Here is a 16,722-nt window from a genome sequence, read left to right on the forward strand (position 1 = left end):
AGGTAGTTGCCTCAGCCACGACGGCGGCGCGCCATGATCACCGCTCCCCCACCCAGCGCCAGCAAGGACACCGCCCCACCCGCGATGTACGGCGTCATGGAGCTGCCCCCCGTCTCGGCCAACCCCTCCTCCACCGGAGCGCCCTGCGGCTTCACATCGGGGGCAACCTCGGGTGCCTCACACGTCGCCCGTGCCAACGTCACCGTCCCCTCCACATCGGCCACGTTCAGCTTCAACGGATTGACGGACACCTTGAGTTGGAGCGCGGTCGCAGCGGCCGTACGTGACGTGGTCGAGGTCTTGGACAGGTCGAGCCGCACCGACCCGACCCCCGGCACCTGAACCTCCGTAGGACCGCTGGCGGTCACGGTGACCCGCTTACCGAGCACCGTCACGGAACCCGGCAGATGCGACGTGGCGACCGGCGCCTTCCCCGCCTCGCACGTCGCCCTGGACGTGAGCGCGTCGACCTCGATGAGCGAGAGCAACGGCAACCCGGGGACATGGAGCCGGACATGGGCGAGATTCGTGTACCCCTCGGCCTTCGTCGCGGACACCGTCGCCTTCGCCGTGGCGACGTCCGCGCTGAGCACACTGAACGGCTGCCCACCGTTCACCCCGTCCAACTGGGCGGAGAGCGCGGTCTTTTCGGCGCTCTGCGGTGCCTGGACCTCGTTGAGGGAGACCGCGAGCGGGACGTCCACGGTCTTGTTGAGCAGGGACACGTCGAGCCCGGTACGGAGTACGACGGCGCTCGCGCGACCCTGGTCCGTGGTCGCGTGGGCGGACCCCGCGCCGGCCAGCGTCGCAGGACCGGCGGCGAGCACGGTGGCCGTGGCGACGGTGGCCCAACGGCGTGCGGGCATGCGGAAGTTGGTGCCGTTCAAGGTGTGGGACCCCCAGAAGAGACATGCTTGGGACCCGGTAAGAATTACCCACGAAGGGTGAACCGTCAGCGATCCCGCGTCACTTCACCCCATCGTGGGTTTTCCGTGAACGTATTCGAATCGGCTGGCGACTATTCGACCACCAGCCCGTTCAGCACCACTCGTCGCGGCGACACCAGGACGCGCACATCGGCGCGCGGGTCCGCCTCGTACACGACGAAGTCCGCCGGCGCGCCCTCCTCGAGCCCGGGCCGCCCGAGCCACCGCCGCGCGCCCCACGCGGTCGCCGACAGCGCCTCCACGGCCGGGATGCCGGCGGTGACGAGTTCGGCGACCTCGGCGGCGACCAGGCCGTGGGCCAACGATCCGCCGGCGTCCGTGCCGACGTACACCGGGATGCCCGCGTCGTAGGCGGCGCGCACGGTGTCGTAGCGCCGCTCGTACAGTCGTCGCAGATGGGCGGACCAGCGTGGGTACTTGGCGTCGCCGCCCTCGGCGAGCTTCGGGAAGGTGGCGATGTTCACGAGGGTCGGGACGATCGCCACGCCCCGTGAGGCGAACAGCGGGATGACGTCCTCGGTGAGGCCGGTCGCGTGCTCGATGCAGTCGATGCCCGCCTCGACCAGGTCGCGCAGCGCGTCCTCGGCGAAGCAGTGCGCGGTGACGCGCGCACCGAGCCGGTGGGCCTCGGCGATCGCCGCCTCCACGCTCTCGCGCGGCCAGCAGGCCGACAGGTCGCCGAGGTCGCGGTCGATCCAGTCGCCGACCAACTTGACCCAGCCGTCGCCGCGTTGGGCCTCCTGGCCGACGTAGGCGACGAGTTCGTCCGGTTCGATCTCGTGGGCGAAGTTGCGGATGTAGCGGCGGGTGCGGGCGATGTGCCGACCGGCGCGGATGATCTTCGGGAGGTCTTCGCGGTCGTCGATCCAGCGGGTGTCGGACGGCGAGCCGGCGTCGCGCAGCAGCAGGGTGCCGGCGTCACGGTCGGTGCGGGCCTGCGTCTCGGCGGTGGCCGCGTCGACGGGGCCGTGGGCGCCCAGGCCCACATGGCAGTGGGCGTCGACCAGGCCGGGGAGGGTCCAGCCGTCGACGGTCCGGATGTCACCGGCGTCGACGGGACGGTCGTAGGAGATACGGCCGTCGATGACCCAGAGTTCGTCGCGGATGTCCTCGGGGCCCACCAGGACCCGGCCCTTCACGTGCAGCACCGGTTGATCGCTCATGGGACGCACGATAGTTCGTCGGGTGCGGGTCCCCTCAAGGTGTGCTGTCCTCGTCCTGTACTTCAGCCATCGCGGGGTCCAGCAGGCGTGACAAGAAGTGGCGGGTGCGCTCGTGTGCGGGATCGGCGATGACCCGGTCCGGCGTGCCGTCCTCGACGATCACCCCGCCGTCCATGAAGACCACCCGGTCCGCCACCTCCCTCGCGAACGTCATCTCGTGGGTGACCACCATCATGGTCATGCCCTCGTTCGCGAGCATCCGCATGACCGCGAGTACGTCGCCCACCAGTTCCGGGTCGAGTGCGGAGGTCGGTTCGTCGAAGAGCATCACCTCGGGGTCCATCGCCAACGCCCGTGCGATCGCGACGCGTTGCTGCTGTCCGCCGGAGAGGGACGCGGGGTAGGCGGCGGCCTTCTCGGACAGTCCGACGCGTCGCAGGTTCTCGGCGGCCACCCGCTCCGCCGCCGCCTTGTCCCGGCGCAGGACCCTGCGTTGGGGCAGGGTGAGGTTCTCGGTGACGGTCAGGTGCGGGAAGAGGTTGAACTGCTGGAAGACCATGCCGATACGACGACGCACGGCGTCGATGTCGACATCGGGGTCGGTGACCTCGGTGCCGCCGACGAACACCCGCCCCTTCGTGGGTTCTTCGAGCAGGTTCACGCAGCGCAGTAGCGTCGACTTGCCGGAGCCGGACGGGCCGATGACGCACACCACCTCCCCCTGTCCGATCTCCAGGTCGATGCCGCGCAGTACCTCGTTCGTGCCGAACGACTTGTGCAGGCCGCGCACTTCGATCTCGGGGTTCCCGGGACTCTCGGAATTCCCTGACGGGGTGGTCATCGCACGGCCTCCCCGGTCTTCGTCTCCATGCGGCGCACCACGAAGCTCAGCGGGATCGTCACGAGGAGGTAGCACAGGCCCGCGACCAGGATGGGCGTGGAGTTGGCGGTCGTACTGGCCAAGTCCCGTCCGTATTTGGACAGTTCGCGCTCCTCCAGGGTGACGCCGAGGAACAGGACCAGGGAGGAGTCCTTGAAGAGGAGGACGAGTTCGTTGGTGAGAGGCGGCAGGATGATCCGGAACGCCTGCGGGACGACGATCGACACCATGGCCCGCGCCTGCGAGAACCCGAGCGAACGGGCCGCCTCCAACTGCCCCTTGGGCACCGCCTGGATGCCCGCCCGGATCGTCTCCGCCATGTACGCGGCCGACACCAGGCCGAGCGCGAGGGCGACCTTGCCGTACGTACCGCCGACGATCTCCGTGCCGGGGAAGGCGAGGGGCACGGCGACGCCGACGAAGATGAAGATCAGCAGGGCGGGCAGTCCCCGGAAGATCTCGATGTAGATCCCGGCGAGCCAGCGGTACGGTCCGACGGACGACAGCCGCATCAGCGCCACGACCATCCCCAGCACGAGTCCGAAGACGAAGCCGGAGAGGGTGTAGAGCACGGTGTTCTTCAACGCCAGCGTGATGACGTCGGGGAACATCTGCTTGGCGATGCTCCACTGCGCGAACTGGTTCTTCAGGCGCCCCCAGTCGGCGGTGACCGCGAAGGCGATCACCGCGCCGAGGAACACGGTGTACTGAACTCCCCTGGACAGCCTGCGCCGTTGACGACGCGTCAGACCCTTTGCCCTGGGATGGAGTTGGACATCGGTATCGGTCATGAGGCCGAGGGCGAGGCGGCCGAGGCGTCGTAAGGACCGATCCACTTCTCGTACAGCTTCTTGTACGTCCCGTCGGCCTTCGCGTCCTTGATCGCCTTGTTGATGGCGGCGAGGAGTTTCGTGTTGCCCTTCTTGACCGTGAAGCCGTACTGCTCACCGGTGTTGAGGTTGTCGACGACCTGGAAGGCGTCGGCGTTGGCCTTGGTCTTGAGCCAGCCCTGGACCACCGGGTAGTCGATGATGACGGCCTGGACCTGGCCGGTGCGCAGGCCGTTGAGGACGGCGTCGGAGGACTCGAAGGAGACGGGGTCGAAGCCCTTGCTCTTCGCGTAGTCCTCGCCGGTGGTCTGCGCCTGCGCGCCGAGCTTCTTGCCCTTGGTCTTCACGTCGGCGAGGGAGGTGATTCCGCTCTTCTTGTCGACGAGGACGGCCTGCGTGGCGTCGAAGTAGGGGTCGGAGAAGTCGACGTTCTTCTTGCGCTCGGCGGTGATGGTCATGCCGGCGGCGGCCAGGTCGCACTCGTCTGCGTTGAGGAAGGCGCCGGTCTTGAAGTTCTCGAAGGGGGTGTCGAGGATCTGCTGTTTCACGCCGAGGTCCTTGGCGACCAGGTCGATGAGGGAGACGTCGAAGCCCTGCACCTTGCCGTCGATCTCGGACTGGAAGGGCGGGTAGGGCAGGTGGGTGCAGGTCGTGAGCTGACCCGCCTTGACGAGTTCGACGCCACCGGCGGCGGTCTTCGAACCGCTGCCGCCGCTGTCGCTCGACGTGCACCCGGCCACGAGGACGAGTGCGGCCGTCGTGGCCGTCGCGGTGGTGGCGGCCAGGGTGCGGGTCCGGCGGCCGAGGAGCGTGTTCACGGAGGCCTCCTGTGACGGAACTGTGGCTTCCGATTATTCGGAGTGGCGGGGCGCCCCGCTCGTGGTGAGGTGTCGGCGAGGGGGCCGTACGGGCTAAGAAGTCGCCGGTCAGAGGGGCCCAGGGGCGCCGGTTACCCTCGTTCCCATCGATCCCCGGGACACCTTCGGTCCCCGCGAGTGAAAGAGCACCGCCGTGACGCACCCCTTCCTCGACCTGGCCCCGCTGAGCGCCGCGCACTTCGCCTCGATCGAGGACCGGGTGGCCCGGCTGCTCGGCACCGAGCAGGATGTCGTGATCATGCAGGGCGAGGCGTTGCTGCCGCTGGAGGGCGCGATCCGTTCGACGGCCGGTCCGGGCACGGTCGCGCTGAACGTCATCACCGGCCCCTACGGGCAGACCTTCGGGAACTGGCTGCGGGACTGCGGCGCCGAGGTGATCGACCTGGCGGTCCCGTTCCACACGGCGGTGACGGCGGACCAGATCCGGGAAGCCTTCGCCGAACGCCCGGAGATCGACTTCGTGTCCCTGGTCCACGCGGAGGCGGCGACCGGCAACACCAACCCGGTCGCGGAGATCGGCGAGGCCGTACGCGCGCACGGCGCCCTCTTCTACCTCGACGCGGTGGCCTCCATCGGCGCGGAGCCGGTACTGCCGGACGCGTGGGGTGTCGACCTGTGCGTGATCGGCGCACAGAAGGCGATGGGCGGCCCGGCGGGCGTGTCGGCGGTGTCGGTGAGCGCACGGGCATGGGCCCGTATGACGTCCAACCCCGGAGCCCCACGCCACTCCTACCTCTCCCTCCTCGACTGGAAGGCCCGCTGGGTGGACGCGGGCCGCAAGACCCTCCTCCATGCCCCGGCCCAGTTGGAGATGCTGGCCCTGGAGGCATGCGTGGAACGGATCGAGGCGGAGGGCCTGAACACGGTGATGCGCCGCCACGCGGTAGCGGCTGCGGCGACCCGGGCAGGCGCCCTGGCCCTGGGCGGCGGCCTGGAGCCGTACGTCAACAACGCGTCCGAGGCCGCCCCGGTCGCCACGACCCTCAGGACACCGCCGGGCGTCATCGCCTCGGAGCTGGTGACGAGCGCCCTGGCGACGAACCCGACCCTGCCGCTCGTGGCGGGCGGCGGCGCCCTGTCCAAGGAGATGATCCGGGTCAACCACTACGGGGTCGACGCGACGGCGGACGCGGTACGGAGCTCTTTGGCAGCGCTGGGCGCGGCGCTGACCGAGCAGGGGGCGCAGGTGGACTTGGAGGGGGCTCGGGCTGCCGTGGAAGGGGCGTGGCGGTAACCCTCGGCCGAGGCACCCCCGGGGGCTCCGGCCCCCGCCCTCGATGTCGAGGACATTGACCGGGATCGACGTCAGTCTGCGGTGGGTGCTCGTTCACACGGTCGAGGAGTACGCGCGGCACAACGGTCACGCCGATATCTTGCGGGAAAGCATCGGCGGTACGACCGGCGCCTAATTCGGCTCGGATTTCGGATGCAATTCCAGAATTCTTCTGCCCGATTTCCGCGCACCTAAACGCAAATAATTAGCGTAGATCTCGTGAGGGTTACACCCTTGTGACCCGTTACACAGGCGGCCCGTTCTGCCCTTTATCTGCGGGTCAAACCACCACATACCTTCCGCACCCGCCCGCGTGATAACACAGCACAGCCCCACACGTAACCCCATCCCTCCATGCAATTTCGAATTTCCCTCGGTAAATTCAATTTGCATGACCGCCACCCGAGCAGACCTGCACATAGACCGCCCCACGGTGGCCGACGGCGCCGCGCTCTGGCGTATTGCCAAGGACTCCAACGCCCTCGACCTGAACTCGTCGTACAGCTATCTGCTGTGGTGCCGGGACTTCGCCGGCACCTCCGCCGTCGTGCGGGACGAGCGCGGGGAGCCGGTCGGTTTCGTCACCGGGTACGTGCCGCCGGACCGGCCCGGCACCCTGCTCGTGTGGCAGGTCGCCGTCGACGCCGCGCAGCGCGGGCGCGGGCTGGCCGCCCGGCTGCTGGACGGCCTCACCGAGCGGGTCGCGGCCGAGCACGACGGGCTGACCGCGATCGAGACCACCATCACGCCCGGCAACACCGCCTCCGAACGCCTCTTCACCTCCTACGCCGAACGCCACGGCGCCACCGTGGAGCGCACGGTCCTCTTCGAGGCCGGTGACTTCCCGGACGGACCGCACGACCCCGAAGTGCTGTACCGGATCGGCCCGTTGAGTCTCTGAGGCCGCGGCCTCCGCAACCCCCCACACCCCCTTAGGAGCGATTCGCGTGACCATCACCCAGCCCGATCTCAGCGTCTTCGAGACCCTGGAGTCCGAGGTCCGCAGCTACTGCCGCGGCTGGCCCACCGTCTTCGACCGGGCCCGGGGCAGCCGTATGTACGACGAGGACGGCCACGCCTACCTCGACTTCTTCGCGGGCGCCGGCTCGCTCAACTACGGGCACAACAACCCTGTTCTGAAACGGGCGTTGATCGACTACCTGGAGCGCGACGGCGTCACCCACGGGCTCGACATGTCGACCGGTGCCAAGCGCGCGTTCCTCCAGACCTTCCAGGACCTGGTGCTGCGGCCCCGCGATCTGCCGTACAAGGTGATGTTCCCGGGCCCGACCGGCACCAACGCCGTTGAATCCGCACTGAAGTTGGCGCGGAAGGTGAAGGGCCGCGAATCGATCGTGTCGTTCACCAACGCCTTCCACGGGATGTCGCTGGGCTCGCTGGCCGTGACCGGCAACGCCTTCAAACGGGCCGGTGCCGGCATCCCGCTGGTGCACGGCACCCCGATGCCTTTCGACAACTACTTCGACGGCCAGATCCCCGACTTCCTGTGGTTCGAGCGGCTGTTGGAGGACCAGGGCTCCGGCCTCAACAAGCCCGCCGCCGTGATCGTCGAGACCGTGCAGGGCGAGGGCGGCATCAACGCCGCCCGCCCCGAATGGCTGCGCGCCCTCGCCGAGTTGTGCGAGCGCCAGGACATGCTGCTCATCGTCGACGACATCCAGATGGGCTGCGGCCGCACCGGCGCGTTCTTCTCCTTCGAGGAGTCGGGGATCGTCCCCGACATCGTCACCGTCTCCAAGTCCATCAGCGGCTACGGCCTTCCGATGTCCCTGTGCCTGTTCAAGCCGGAGCTGGACATCTGGGAGCCGGGCGAGCACAACGGCACGTTCCGCGGCAACAACCCGGCGTTCGTCACCGCGACCGCCGCCCTGGAGACGTACTGGGCGGACGGCTCCGCGATGGAGAAGCAGACCCGCACCCGCGGTGAGCAGGTCGAGCAGGGGCTGATCTCCATCACCGAGGAGAACCTCGCCGACATCAAGGAGTACCGGGGCCGCGGACTGGTCTGGGGCATCGAGTTCAAGGACCCCGAGCGCGCCGGACGGATCTGCGCCCGCGCCTTCGAACTCGGCCTGCTGGTAGAGACGTCGGGCCCGCAGGGCGAGGTCGTGAAACTGCTCCCCGCGCTGACCATCACTCCGGAGGAGTTGGACGAGGGCCTGAGCATCCTCGCCCGCGCCGTACGGGAAACCGTCTGACACCGCGCCCACCGACACCGTCTGACACCACATCAAGGAGGCGTCACAGCACCGTGATTGTCCGTTCGTTCAAGGAACTCGAAGGCACCGACCGGCACATCAGGGCCGCGTCCGGCACCTGGGAGAGCAAGCGCATCGTCCTCGCCAAGGAGCGGGTCGGCTTCTCGCTCCACGAGACCGTCCTCTACGCGGGCACCGAGACGTCGATGTGGTACGCGAACCACATCGAGGCCGTCGTCTGCGTCGAGGGCGAGGCCGAACTCACCGACAACGAGACCGGGCAGACGTACACGATCACGCCCGGGACCATGTACCTCCTCGACGGACACGAGCGGCACACGATGCGGATCAAGGAGGACTTCCGCTGCATCTGTGTCTTCAACCCGCCTGTCACCGGACGGGAGGACCACGACGAGAACGGCGTATATCCGCTGCTGCCCGAGCCCGAGGAGGTCTGACGAACATGACCACTGCCCCCACCGTCACCGACCTGTACCCCAGCCGCGGCACCACCGAGGTGTCCGTCCCGCGCAAGGACCCCGTCGTCTGGGGCTCCCCCGACGCGACCGGCCCGATCCCGACCGCCGACCTCCACTCCTTCGAGCGCGACGGCTTCCTCGCCCTGCCGGAACTCCTCCGCGACGACGAAGTCGACGTCTACCGGCGGGAGTTGGAGCGCCTCGTCGCCGACCCCGCGATCCGGGCCGACGAGCGGTCGATCGTCGAGGCGAAGTCGAAGGAGATCCGGTCGGTCTTCGAGGTGCACCGGATCAGCGAGGTGTTCGCACGGCTCGTGCGGGACGAGCGGGTCGTCGGGCGGGCCCGGCAGATCCTCGGCTCGGACGTGTACGTCCACCAGTCCCGGATCAACGTCAAGCCGGGTTTCGGCGCGAGCGGCTTCTACTGGCACTCGGACTTCGAGACCTGGCACGCCGAGGACGGTCTGCCGAACATGCGGACCGTGTCGGTGTCGATCGCGCTCACCGAGAACCACGACACCAACGGCGGCCTCATGATCATGCCGGGCTCGCACCGCACGTTCCTCGGCTGCGCGGGCGCGACCCCCGAGGACAACTACCGCCAGTCGCTCCAGATGCAGGACGCTGGCACCCCGTCCGACGAGGCGCTGACCGACATGGCCTCCGCGTACGGCATCAAGTTGTTCACGGGCAGGGCCGGTTCGGCGACCTGGTTCGACTGCAACTGCATGCACGGCTCCGGCGACAACATCACGCCGTTCCCGCGCAGCAACGTCTTCATCGTCTTCAACAGCGTGGAGAACAAGGCGGTCGAGCCGTTCGCGGCGCCGGTGCGACGGCCGGAGTTCATCGGGGCGCGGGACTTCACTCCGGTGCGGTGACCCGCCCCCTCCTGCCTCAGCCGGCGAGGACGTCCAGCAGTCGGTCGACGTCCTCCGGTGTGTTGTAGAGGTGGAAGGCCGCACGCAAGTTCCCCGCCCGGTTCGAGACTTCGACTCCCGCCGCGCTCAACTCCCCCTGCCGTCCGCCGAGTCCGGGCACCGACACGATCGGGGACCCGGGGGACGCGACGGGCTCGTGCCCGAGGGTGGCGAGGCCCGCGCGGAAGCGGTCGGCCAGGTCGAGGTCGTGGGTGCGTACGGCGGCCACGCCCAACTCCTCCAGCAGGGCGAGGGAGTGGCGGGCACCGGCGTAGGAGAAGAGGGCGGGGCTCTCGTCGAACCGGCGGGCGGAGTGGGCGAGTTCGGCGACCGGGCCGTAGCAGCTGTCCCACGGGGCCTCGCCCGCGACCCAGCCGGCGAAGACCGGGTTGAGGCCGCCGAGGTCTTCCGGGGTGACCAGGAAGGCGACTCCGCGCGGGCAGAAGAGCCACTTGAAGCCGACGGCGGCGACATAGTCGTAGGCGTCCGCGTCGAGGTCCAGCCAGCCGACGGCCTGTGAGGCGTCGACGTACGTACGCGCCCCGTGTTCGTGTGCCGCCGCCCGGAGCGCGGGCAGGTCGGCGATGCGGCCGTCGGCGGACTGGGCGGCGCTGACCGCGACGAGCGCGGTGCCGGGGCGTACCGACTCGGCGATCCGCTCCAGCGGGACGGCACGCACCTTGAGGTCGGCGCGCATGTGGAAGGGGTTCACGACGGAGCTGAAGTCGGCCTCGGCGGTGAGGACTTCGGCGCCGGACGGGAGCGAGGCGGCGATCAGTCCGCTGTAGACGGCCACCGAGGCCCCGGCCGCCACCCGGTCGACCGGTACCCGCGTCAGGCGGGCGAAGGCGGCGCGGGACGCCTCGACGTCGTCGAACATGTCGGTCGGTGTGCCGATCGAGGCCGCCTCGACGGCGGTGTGCATGGCGGTGACGGTGCGCCTCGGGAGGAGGCCGGTGCTCGCGGTGTTGAGGTAGGTGTTCTTCGGGGCGAACTCGGCACGGACGAGGCTCTCGAAGGTCTCCATGGCACCACTCTGCGGTGCCGTTCGGGCCTCGTCCATTGCGTATTTTTGCGTGAATCCTCTAAGCAACGCTTATGTGTCCACCCTGACCTGCGGCTTTCAGGCCTGCGGCACCGCGCAGCCGTCCGGGCCGCAGGCCTCCGCGTCACCGCTGTCGATCAGCTTCAGGGGCGAGTGCTCGCCCCACGCCTGGGTGAGGGCCTGGGCGAACACCTCGGCGGGCTGGGCGCCGGAGACGCCGTACTTGCGGTCGAGGACGAAGAAGGGGACGCCGTTCGCGCCCAGTTCGGCGGCCTCGCGCTCGTCGGCGCGGACGTCGTCGGCGTAGGCGGTGGAGTCCGCGAGCACCTTGCGGGCCTCCTCGGCATCCAGTCCGGCACCCGCGGCCAGTTCGACGAGGCGCTCGTCGTCGCCGAAGACGGACCGCTCCTCGGCGAAGTTCGCCTTGTACAGCGCCTGGATCAGCTCGTCCTGGCGGCCCCGCTCCTTGGCGAAGTGCAGGAGGCGGTGCATGTCGAAGGTGTTGCCGTGGTCGCGGTCACGGGTGCGGTAGTCGAGGCCCTCGGCCGCGGCCTGCGCGCCGAGGTTGTCCTCGCCCGCCTGCGCCTGCGCCTCGCTCATGCCGTACTTCTTGGTGAGCATCTTCAGCACGGGCTGGATGTCGCCCTTGGCGCGGCCCGGGTCGAGCTCGAAGGACCGGTGGACGACCTCGACGCCGTCGCGGTGCGGGAACGCGTCGAGGGCCTTCTCGAAGCGGGCCTTGCCCACGTAGCACCAGGGACAGGCGATGTCCGACCAGATCTCGACGCGCATTCTTCGGCTCTTTCCAGGACGTGTGCGGTTGACGGAGAGTCCCTCCGTTTCCCCCGTGAACGTTCCTTCGGTCCGCTTCATTCCCTGCCGAGGTCCAGGCGCATCCCCAGATGATGACCACCGTCGTCCGGATCGGCGACCCAGCCCTGACGGACGTAGAAGGCCTGCGCCCGTTCGTTGTCGACATGTACATCGAGTACGGCGGTGCGCCGGGCGTCGGCCCGCCACTGCTCGACGCAGGCCCTGTGCAGGGCCGTACCGAGGCCGGAGCGCCAGCGGTCGGGGTCGACGTGGAACTGGAACAGCGTGACCGTGTCCACCGGGTCGCCCTCCGCGGTGCGGAAGGAGGCGATGGCGACGATACGGCCGTCCTCGACCGCGCACAGCACATGGCCGTCCGGGCGTTCGACGGAGGCCAGCCAGGCGGCGCGCCAGTCGAAGTCCGACGGCGGGAGACCGTCGGGGTAGTAGGTCGACCGGGCGCGCAGGTGCAGGTCGGCGATGGCGTCGACCTCGGCCGGCAGGGCCGTGCGGATCATCAGGGTGTCGGTGTCGCGATCACTCGTCATGCGACCGATGACGTGATGTCCGCCGCTTCGGTTCCCAGGTGGCTGAACTGCGTCCGGTAGGCGCTCGGGGTCAGACCGGTGCGGCGGACCAGGTGGCCGCGCAGGGAGTCCGCCGTGCCCAGGCCGCAGGCGCGGGCCACCTGGTCCATGGGCAGGGCGGTGGTCTCCAGGAGTTCCTTGGCGCGTTCGACGCGCTGGTGGAGCAGCCACTGCAGGGGGCTGACCCCGCTCTCGGCGTGGAAGCGGCGGGTGAGGGTGCGGACGCTCACGCCCGCGTGCCGGGCCAGGTCGGTGAGGGTGAGCGGCTTGTCGAGGTTGCGCATGGCCCAGCCCCGGGTGTCGGCGCAGGCGGTGCCGCGTTCGGGCGGCAGCGGGGTCTGGGTGAACTGCGTCTGGCCGCCCGGCCGTACGGGTGCGACGAGGGCGAGGCGGGCGACCTCGTTGGCGACGGCGGCGCCGTAGTCGGTGCGGATGATGTGCAGGCAGAGGTCGATGCCGGCGGCGTACCCGGAGGCGGTCAGAACCTGGCCGTCCTGGACGTAGAGGACGTCACCCCTGAGGTCGAGGGCCGGATAGCGCTCGCGCAGCTCGTCCGCCATTCCCCAGTACGTGGTGGCGCTGCGGCCGTCGAGCAGCCCGGCCTCGGCGAGCACGAAGGCGCCGCTGCAGATCGAGGCGATCCGTTTGCCCGCTGCGGCGGCCTCACGGACGGCGGTGACCGCGGCCGGGTCGGGGTCGTAGCGCTCGCCGGTGCCCGCGAGCACCACGGTGTCGGCGGTGCCCAGCGCGTCGAGCGCCTGGCTCACCTGGAGTTTCAGCCCACCGGTCGTCACCACCGGACCGCCGTCTGAGCTACAGATGGTCACCTCATAACCAGGGGCTCCGTCGACCTCGACCTTGTCGAAGAGCATCTCCGGGACGGCCAGGTTGAACATGGAGACGGGGGACGGCGCGACGATCGCGACGCGGTGCGGGGGCCGTTTCCTCGGCATGGCCAGAACCTCCGGCTGTATGGCGTTCCGGCCACTACTCTATGCCGCCACGGTTCCGCAGCATGGGTACATGCCAACGACCACCACCCGACTCACGCCCCGCACCGGCCGTTCGACCCCGCCGTCCCCCGCGCTCACCCTCACCGCCGCCCTCCTCGGCTTCGCGCTGATCACCCTCGACGCATCCGTGGTGAACGTGGCGCTGCCGTCGATCGGACACGCGCTCGGCGGCGGGATGTCGGGCCTGCAGTGGGTGGTGGACGCCTACACCCTCTCCTTCGCCGCGCTCATGCTGTCCACCGGCGCCTTCGCGGACCGGGCCGGGGCGAGCCGGGCGTACGCGATCGGCGTCGCGGTGTTCACCCTCGCGTCGGCGGCCTGCGGCCTGGCCCCGAACCTGCCCACGCTGATCGCCGCCCGCGTGCTCCAGGGCGTGGCCGCCGCAGTGGTGCTCCCGGCCTCGCTGTCCCTCGTCCGGCAGGCCTACCCCGAACCGGCCAAGCGGGCCCGGGCGGTGGCCACTTGGGCGGCGGGCGGCTCGATCGCGGTGGCCCTCGGCCCGGTGGCCGGGGGCGCGCTGACCACGGCCTGGGACTGGCGCGGCATCTTCTTCATCAACCTGCCCCTGGGCGCGGCGGCACTGGCCCTGCTGATCCGCTCACCACGCTCGGAGCGCCGCCCCGCGCCGCTCGACCTGCCCGGCCAGGTGCTGGCGGTGGTGGCACTCACCGCCGTGACCTTCGCGGTGATCGAGGGCGGGACGACGGGAGTTGCGGCGTCGCTGATCGCCCTCGTCGCGGGCGCGCTCTTCATCCGGGTCGAACTCCGCCAGGCACACCCCGTGGTGCCCCTCGGCCTGTTCCGCAGCCGCACGGTGTCCGTGGCGGTCGCGGCGGGCGCGGCATGCAGTGTCGCCTTCTACGGCGTGGTCTTCCTCTTCTCGCTCTTCTTCCAGCAGGTACAGGGCCGTTCGGCGCTGTACGCCGGGCTGATGTTCCTGCCGATGGCCGGCCTGATCTCGGTGACGAACGTCGTGTCGGGCAAACTTGCGGGCCGCTACGGAGCCCGACTCCCCATGCTGATAGGCCAGTTGCTCGCCGGAGCCGGCGCACTCGGCCTGCTCTACGTCGACGAGCACACGCCCCCACTCCTCGTCGCCGTACTGCTCGTGCCGATGGCCCTCGGCTGCGCCCTGACGGTCCCGCCACTGACCGCCGTGATGATGGACGCGGTACCGGCCGAGCGGGCGGGCCTGGCGGCCGGGGTCCTCAACTCGGCGCGGCAGGTGGCCGGCGGGCTGGGCATCGCCGTGTTCGGGGCACTGGTCTCCGACGGTTTCACGACGGGCCTGCGGGAGAGCCTCGCGATCAGCGCGGCCCTCTTCGCGGTGACGGCCTCGCTCAGCTTCCGTCTCTCAGGTCGTCCGGCCAACTCGCCCTGAACTCAAGGTGGTCGTACGTCACGACACACCCCTCCCCCATCGGCGACTGCGTCATGAACCCGACCAGCGCCGCGTCCGTCTCCTTCTCGTCCCCGAGCGTGAAGAGCCGCACGAAGACCCACCGCTCACCGTCCCGCGAGGCATGAAAGGCAAACGCCCGCCCGGTCCGACTGACCCGCAACCACACCGAACTCCCGTCGACGGTGAAGGAGTTGGCATCGTCAGAATGCCCCCGGGTGACAACTGTGCAGACGGTAGGCACATCGGGCGAGTACTCCAGACACAACTTCGCCCAGGCCCGCTCCCCGACATGGACGTAGAGGACACCCGCGTCGAACGACCCCGCGAACCCGACGGTGACGCGGGCGATGAGCTGAAAGTCGCCATGCGGCGCCCCGAGCAGCCGGGGCGCGTCGGAGGCGGGGTCCAGCCCTTCCCCGGTAGGCGGCACAAACCGATCCTGCCGGGGCCCGGCCCACCCGGTGAGCACACCGTCCTCGTAGGACCAATGCCCATCGGGGCCATACGTACGGAGGGGAAAGGGCAGTTCGGGGAGTTCCAAGTCCATCCACTAACTATCTCAGGCCCAGGCGAAGGCTTTTCAGGGGCGCGGGGCTGTATCGATATGCGGCTCCGCCGCGTGGGCGCGACCAGCCACAACGGACCGGCACTCCGCACTCAACCGCACCCCCAATGGCGCTACCGCTCCAAACGCCCGTCATAACGCCGAGGCAGCCCAAGGGAGTTCTCGTCCCTCAACTCCAACGGCAGCAACGCTTCAGGCGTGTTCTGGTAAGCAACAGGCCGCAGCCACCGCTCAATAGCCGTACCACCAACGGAAGTCGACGTAGAAGTCGTAGCCGGGTACGGCCCCCCGTGATGCTGAGCCGCCGCCACCGCAACACCCGTAGGCCACGCATTCACCAACACCCGCCCGGCCAACGGCGTGAGTTCGGCCAGGATCTCCGCCCCACGCCCCTCTCCCGCCGCTTCCTCCGCCGACAGATGAACAGTCGCCGTAAGATTCCCGGGCAGTCGCGACAGCACGGCATTCGCCTGCGCGTCGTCGTCATAGCGGGCCACCACAGTGACCGGCCCGAAGCACTCTTCGAGCAGCAGGTCGTACGCCCCCTCAGCCGCGAGCTTCTCCGCAGGTACCGTCAGGAACCCCGGGCTCACGGTGTGCTCGCTGCCCGCGCCGGGCGTCACAGGCGAGTCCACATCGGGGAGTTGAGCCCGCTCGGCGACACCCGCGAGGAAGTTGTCCCGCATCCGGTGGTCGAGCAGCACCCCGGAGTCCGTGTCGCTGACGGCGTCGGTGAGCGACTTGACCAGTCCGTCCCCGGCGGAGCCGGACGGCACCAGCACAAGACCGGGCTTCACACAGAACTGCCCGACACCCAGGGTCATCGACCCCGCGAGCCCCGTGCCGATCGCCTCGGCCCGCTCGGCCGCGGCCGCCTCGGTGATCACGACGGGGTTGAGGGAGCCCAGTTCGCCGTGGAAGGGGATCGGCACGGGCCGGGACGCGGCCGCGTCGAAGAGGGCACGGCCACCCCGTACCGACCCGGTGAAACCGGCCGCCGAGACCAGCGGGTGCTTGACGAGCTCCACGCCCGCCTCGAACCCGTGCACCAGGCCGAGGACGCCGTCCGGGATGCCCTGCTCGGCGGCGGCGCGGCGCAGCACCTTCGCGACCAGCTCGGACAGGCCGGGGTGGTCGGGGTGGGCCTTGACGACGACCGGGCAGCCGGCGGCCAGCGCGCTCGCGGTGTCGCCCCCGGGTACGGAGAAGGCGAAGGGGAAGTTGGAGGCCGAGTAGACGGCGACGACGCCCAGCGGCACCTTGTAGCGGCGCAGGTCCGGGATCGGCGGGGTGGCCGTGTCGTCGGGGTGGTTGATGACGACGTCGAGGAAGGCGCCCTCGTCGACGATGTCCGCGAAGGCGCGCAACTGGTAGCAGGTGCGGGCGAGTTCGCCGTTGAGCCGGACCGGGCCGAGCGCGGTCTCCGCGTCGGCGACCTCGACCAACTGGTTCTTGGCCGCTTCGAGCTGGTCGGCGGCGCCGCGCAGGAAGGCGGCGCGGACCGTGCGGTCGGCGAGCGAGCCGCGCGCGGCGTGGGCGGCGCGGACGGCGGCGTCCACCTCCTGGGCTGTGGCCTCCACCGCAACCTGTTCCCGCTGCTTCCCGGTTCGGGGGTCGACACTCCAGACTGGTGCTGCTGCCACCGCGGGTCCCTCCACATGTAATGCCGCAGTTCTGGGTCATTCACCAGGCTCGTTCGATATGCTGA

At 69.7% G+C, this 16,722-nt stretch carries 17 protein-coding genes and 1 pseudogene; 7 read left to right on the forward strand and 11 right to left on the reverse strand.

What is annotated here, in order from left to right:
* Positions 1 to 11 precede the first annotated feature (11 nt).
* The 5 genes from JHN45_RS16595 to JHN45_RS16615 form a co-directional block, all read right to left on the reverse strand.
* A complete protein-coding gene (locus JHN45_RS16595) occupies positions 12 to 887 on the reverse strand; it encodes an SCO1860 family LAETG-anchored protein (protein WP_201049536.1) in 876 nt (291 codons plus the stop codon).
* Between the two features lie 131 nt (positions 888 to 1,018).
* Positions 1,019 to 2,110: an amidohydrolase family protein gene (locus JHN45_RS16600; RefSeq protein ID WP_201049537.1), complete on the reverse strand. Its 1,092-nt coding sequence runs from the start codon at positions 2,108 to 2,110 to the stop codon at positions 1,019 to 1,021.
* 34 nt (positions 2,111 to 2,144) lie between these two features.
* Positions 2,145 to 2,951: an amino acid ABC transporter ATP-binding protein gene (locus tag JHN45_RS16605; RefSeq protein ID WP_200714956.1), complete on the reverse strand. Its 807-nt coding sequence runs from the start codon at positions 2,949 to 2,951 to the stop codon at positions 2,145 to 2,147.
* On the reverse strand, positions 2,948 to 3,781 hold the full coding sequence (locus JHN45_RS16610; protein ID WP_200714955.1) for an amino acid ABC transporter permease: 834 nt from the start codon (positions 3,779 to 3,781) through the stop codon (positions 2,948 to 2,950). The genes JHN45_RS16605 and JHN45_RS16610 overlap by 4 nt, the downstream gene beginning before the upstream one ends.
* Positions 3,778 to 4,638 carry a transporter substrate-binding domain-containing protein gene (locus tag JHN45_RS16615; protein ID WP_201049538.1) on the reverse strand — a complete coding sequence of 287 codons (861 nt, stop codon included), beginning with the start codon at positions 4,636 to 4,638 and terminating at the stop codon, positions 3,778 to 3,780. Before JHN45_RS16615 ends, JHN45_RS16610 begins: the two co-directional genes overlap by 4 nt.
* Before the next feature lie 193 nt (positions 4,639 to 4,831).
* Between JHN45_RS16615 and JHN45_RS16620 the strand changes: the two genes are divergently transcribed.
* The 6 genes and pseudogenes from JHN45_RS16620 to thpD all read left to right on the forward strand — a co-directional run bounded on the left by JHN45_RS16620 (position 4,832) and on the right by thpD (position 9,550).
* Entirely contained in the window at positions 4,832 to 5,932 is a 1,101-nt protein-coding gene (locus JHN45_RS16620) for an aminotransferase class V-fold PLP-dependent enzyme (protein ID WP_201049539.1), read from the forward strand.
* 64 nt (positions 5,933 to 5,996) lie between these two features.
* Positions 5,997 to 6,107: pseudogene (locus JHN45_RS16625) on the forward strand (DUF664 domain-containing protein); the annotation flags it as partial.
* 255 nt (positions 6,108 to 6,362) lie between these two features.
* On the forward strand, positions 6,363 to 6,872 hold the full coding sequence (gene ectA / locus JHN45_RS16630) for a diaminobutyrate acetyltransferase (protein WP_201049540.1): 510 nt from the start codon (positions 6,363 to 6,365) through the stop codon (positions 6,870 to 6,872).
* Between the two features lie 46 nt (positions 6,873 to 6,918).
* Positions 6,919 to 8,190, forward strand: a complete 1,272-nt coding sequence (gene ectB, locus JHN45_RS16635; RefSeq protein WP_201049541.1) for a diaminobutyrate--2-oxoglutarate transaminase — start codon at positions 6,919 to 6,921, stop codon at positions 8,188 to 8,190.
* Positions 8,191 to 8,243: 53 nt separating this feature from the next.
* Positions 8,244 to 8,648 (forward strand): ectoine synthase, encoded by a 405-nt coding sequence (locus tag JHN45_RS16640; RefSeq protein ID WP_201049542.1) that lies wholly within the window; start codon positions 8,244 to 8,246, stop codon positions 8,646 to 8,648.
* Between the two features lie 5 nt (positions 8,649 to 8,653).
* Positions 8,654 to 9,550 carry an ectoine hydroxylase gene (thpD, locus tag JHN45_RS16645; protein ID WP_201049543.1) on the forward strand — a complete coding sequence of 299 codons (897 nt, stop codon included), beginning with the start codon at positions 8,654 to 8,656 and terminating at the stop codon, positions 9,548 to 9,550.
* Positions 9,551 to 9,566: 16 nt separating this feature from the next.
* On the opposite strand, the gene JHN45_RS16650 is transcribed toward thpD, so the two are convergent.
* From JHN45_RS16650 to JHN45_RS16665, 4 genes are all read right to left on the reverse strand, one after another.
* Positions 9,567 to 10,616 carry an aminotransferase class V-fold PLP-dependent enzyme gene (locus tag JHN45_RS16650; RefSeq protein WP_201049544.1) on the reverse strand — a complete coding sequence of 350 codons (1,050 nt, stop codon included), beginning with the start codon at positions 10,614 to 10,616 and terminating at the stop codon, positions 9,567 to 9,569.
* A gap of 96 nt (positions 10,617 to 10,712) precedes the next feature.
* Positions 10,713 to 11,426, reverse strand: a complete 714-nt coding sequence (locus JHN45_RS16655; RefSeq protein ID WP_201049545.1) for a DsbA family oxidoreductase — start codon at positions 11,424 to 11,426, stop codon at positions 10,713 to 10,715.
* Positions 11,427 to 11,503: 77 nt separating this feature from the next.
* Positions 11,504 to 11,995 carry a GNAT family N-acetyltransferase gene (locus JHN45_RS16660; RefSeq protein WP_201049546.1) on the reverse strand — a complete coding sequence of 164 codons (492 nt, stop codon included), beginning with the start codon at positions 11,993 to 11,995 and terminating at the stop codon, positions 11,504 to 11,506.
* Positions 11,992 to 12,987, reverse strand: a complete 996-nt coding sequence (locus tag JHN45_RS16665) for a GlxA family transcriptional regulator (protein WP_201049547.1) — start codon at positions 12,985 to 12,987, stop codon at positions 11,992 to 11,994. Before JHN45_RS16665 ends, JHN45_RS16660 begins: the two co-directional genes overlap by 4 nt.
* Before the next feature lie 70 nt (positions 12,988 to 13,057).
* On the opposite strand from JHN45_RS16665, the gene JHN45_RS16670 reads away from it, so the two are divergent.
* Positions 13,058 to 14,428: an MFS transporter gene (locus JHN45_RS16670; protein WP_236583747.1), complete on the forward strand. Its 1,371-nt coding sequence runs from the start codon at positions 13,058 to 13,060 to the stop codon at positions 14,426 to 14,428.
* Here the strand turns inward: JHN45_RS16670 and JHN45_RS16675 are convergent.
* Both JHN45_RS16675 and JHN45_RS16680 read right to left on the reverse strand, forming a co-directional pair.
* A complete protein-coding gene (locus tag JHN45_RS16675; protein ID WP_093625270.1) occupies positions 14,388 to 14,996 on the reverse strand; it encodes a DUF1349 domain-containing protein in 609 nt (202 codons plus the stop codon). The genes JHN45_RS16670 and JHN45_RS16675 overlap by 41 nt on opposite strands.
* 131 nt (positions 14,997 to 15,127) lie before the next feature.
* Positions 15,128 to 16,657: an aldehyde dehydrogenase (NADP(+)) gene (locus tag JHN45_RS16680; protein WP_201049549.1), complete on the reverse strand. Its 1,530-nt coding sequence runs from the start codon at positions 16,655 to 16,657 to the stop codon at positions 15,128 to 15,130.
* Positions 16,658 to 16,722 lie beyond the last annotated feature (65 nt).

The sequence above is a fragment of the Streptomyces sp. MBT53 genome, from assembly GCF_016654115.1.
In the GTDB taxonomy this organism is placed as follows: domain Bacteria; phylum Actinomycetota; class Actinomycetes; order Streptomycetales; family Streptomycetaceae; genus Streptomyces.

Excerpts from the sequence above, each read along its gene's own strand:
- JHN45_RS16650 (WP_201049544.1), bottom strand. The coding sequence starts at position 10,616 with ATGGAGACCTTCGAGAGCCTCGTCCGTGCCGAGTTCGCCCCGAAGAAC.
- JHN45_RS16605 (WP_200714956.1), bottom strand. The coding sequence starts at position 2,951 with ATGACCACCCCGTCAGGGAATTCCGAGAGTCCCGGGAACCCCGAGATC.
- JHN45_RS16600 (WP_201049537.1), bottom strand. The coding sequence starts at position 2,110 with ATGAGCGATCAACCGGTGCTGCACGTGAAGGGCCGGGTCCTGGTGGGC.
- JHN45_RS16655 (WP_201049545.1), bottom strand. The coding sequence starts at position 11,426 with ATGCGCGTCGAGATCTGGTCGGACATCGCCTGTCCCTGGTGCTACGTG.
- ectA (WP_201049540.1), top strand. The coding sequence starts at position 6,363 with ATGACCGCCACCCGAGCAGACCTGCACATAGACCGCCCCACGGTGGCC.
- JHN45_RS16610 (WP_200714955.1), bottom strand. The coding sequence starts at position 3,781 with ATGACCGATACCGATGTCCAACTCCATCCCAGGGCAAAGGGTCTGACG.
- JHN45_RS16675 (WP_093625270.1), bottom strand. The coding sequence starts at position 14,996 with ATGGACTTGGAACTCCCCGAACTGCCCTTTCCCCTCCGTACGTATGGC.
- thpD (WP_201049543.1), top strand. The coding sequence starts at position 8,654 with ATGACCACTGCCCCCACCGTCACCGACCTGTACCCCAGCCGCGGCACC.
- JHN45_RS16665 (WP_201049547.1), bottom strand. The coding sequence starts at position 12,987 with ATGCCGAGGAAACGGCCCCCGCACCGCGTCGCGATCGTCGCGCCGTCC.
- JHN45_RS16670 (WP_236583747.1), top strand. The coding sequence starts at position 13,058 with ATGCCAACGACCACCACCCGACTCACGCCCCGCACCGGCCGTTCGACC.
- JHN45_RS16660 (WP_201049546.1), bottom strand. The coding sequence starts at position 11,995 with ATGACGAGTGATCGCGACACCGACACCCTGATGATCCGCACGGCCCTG.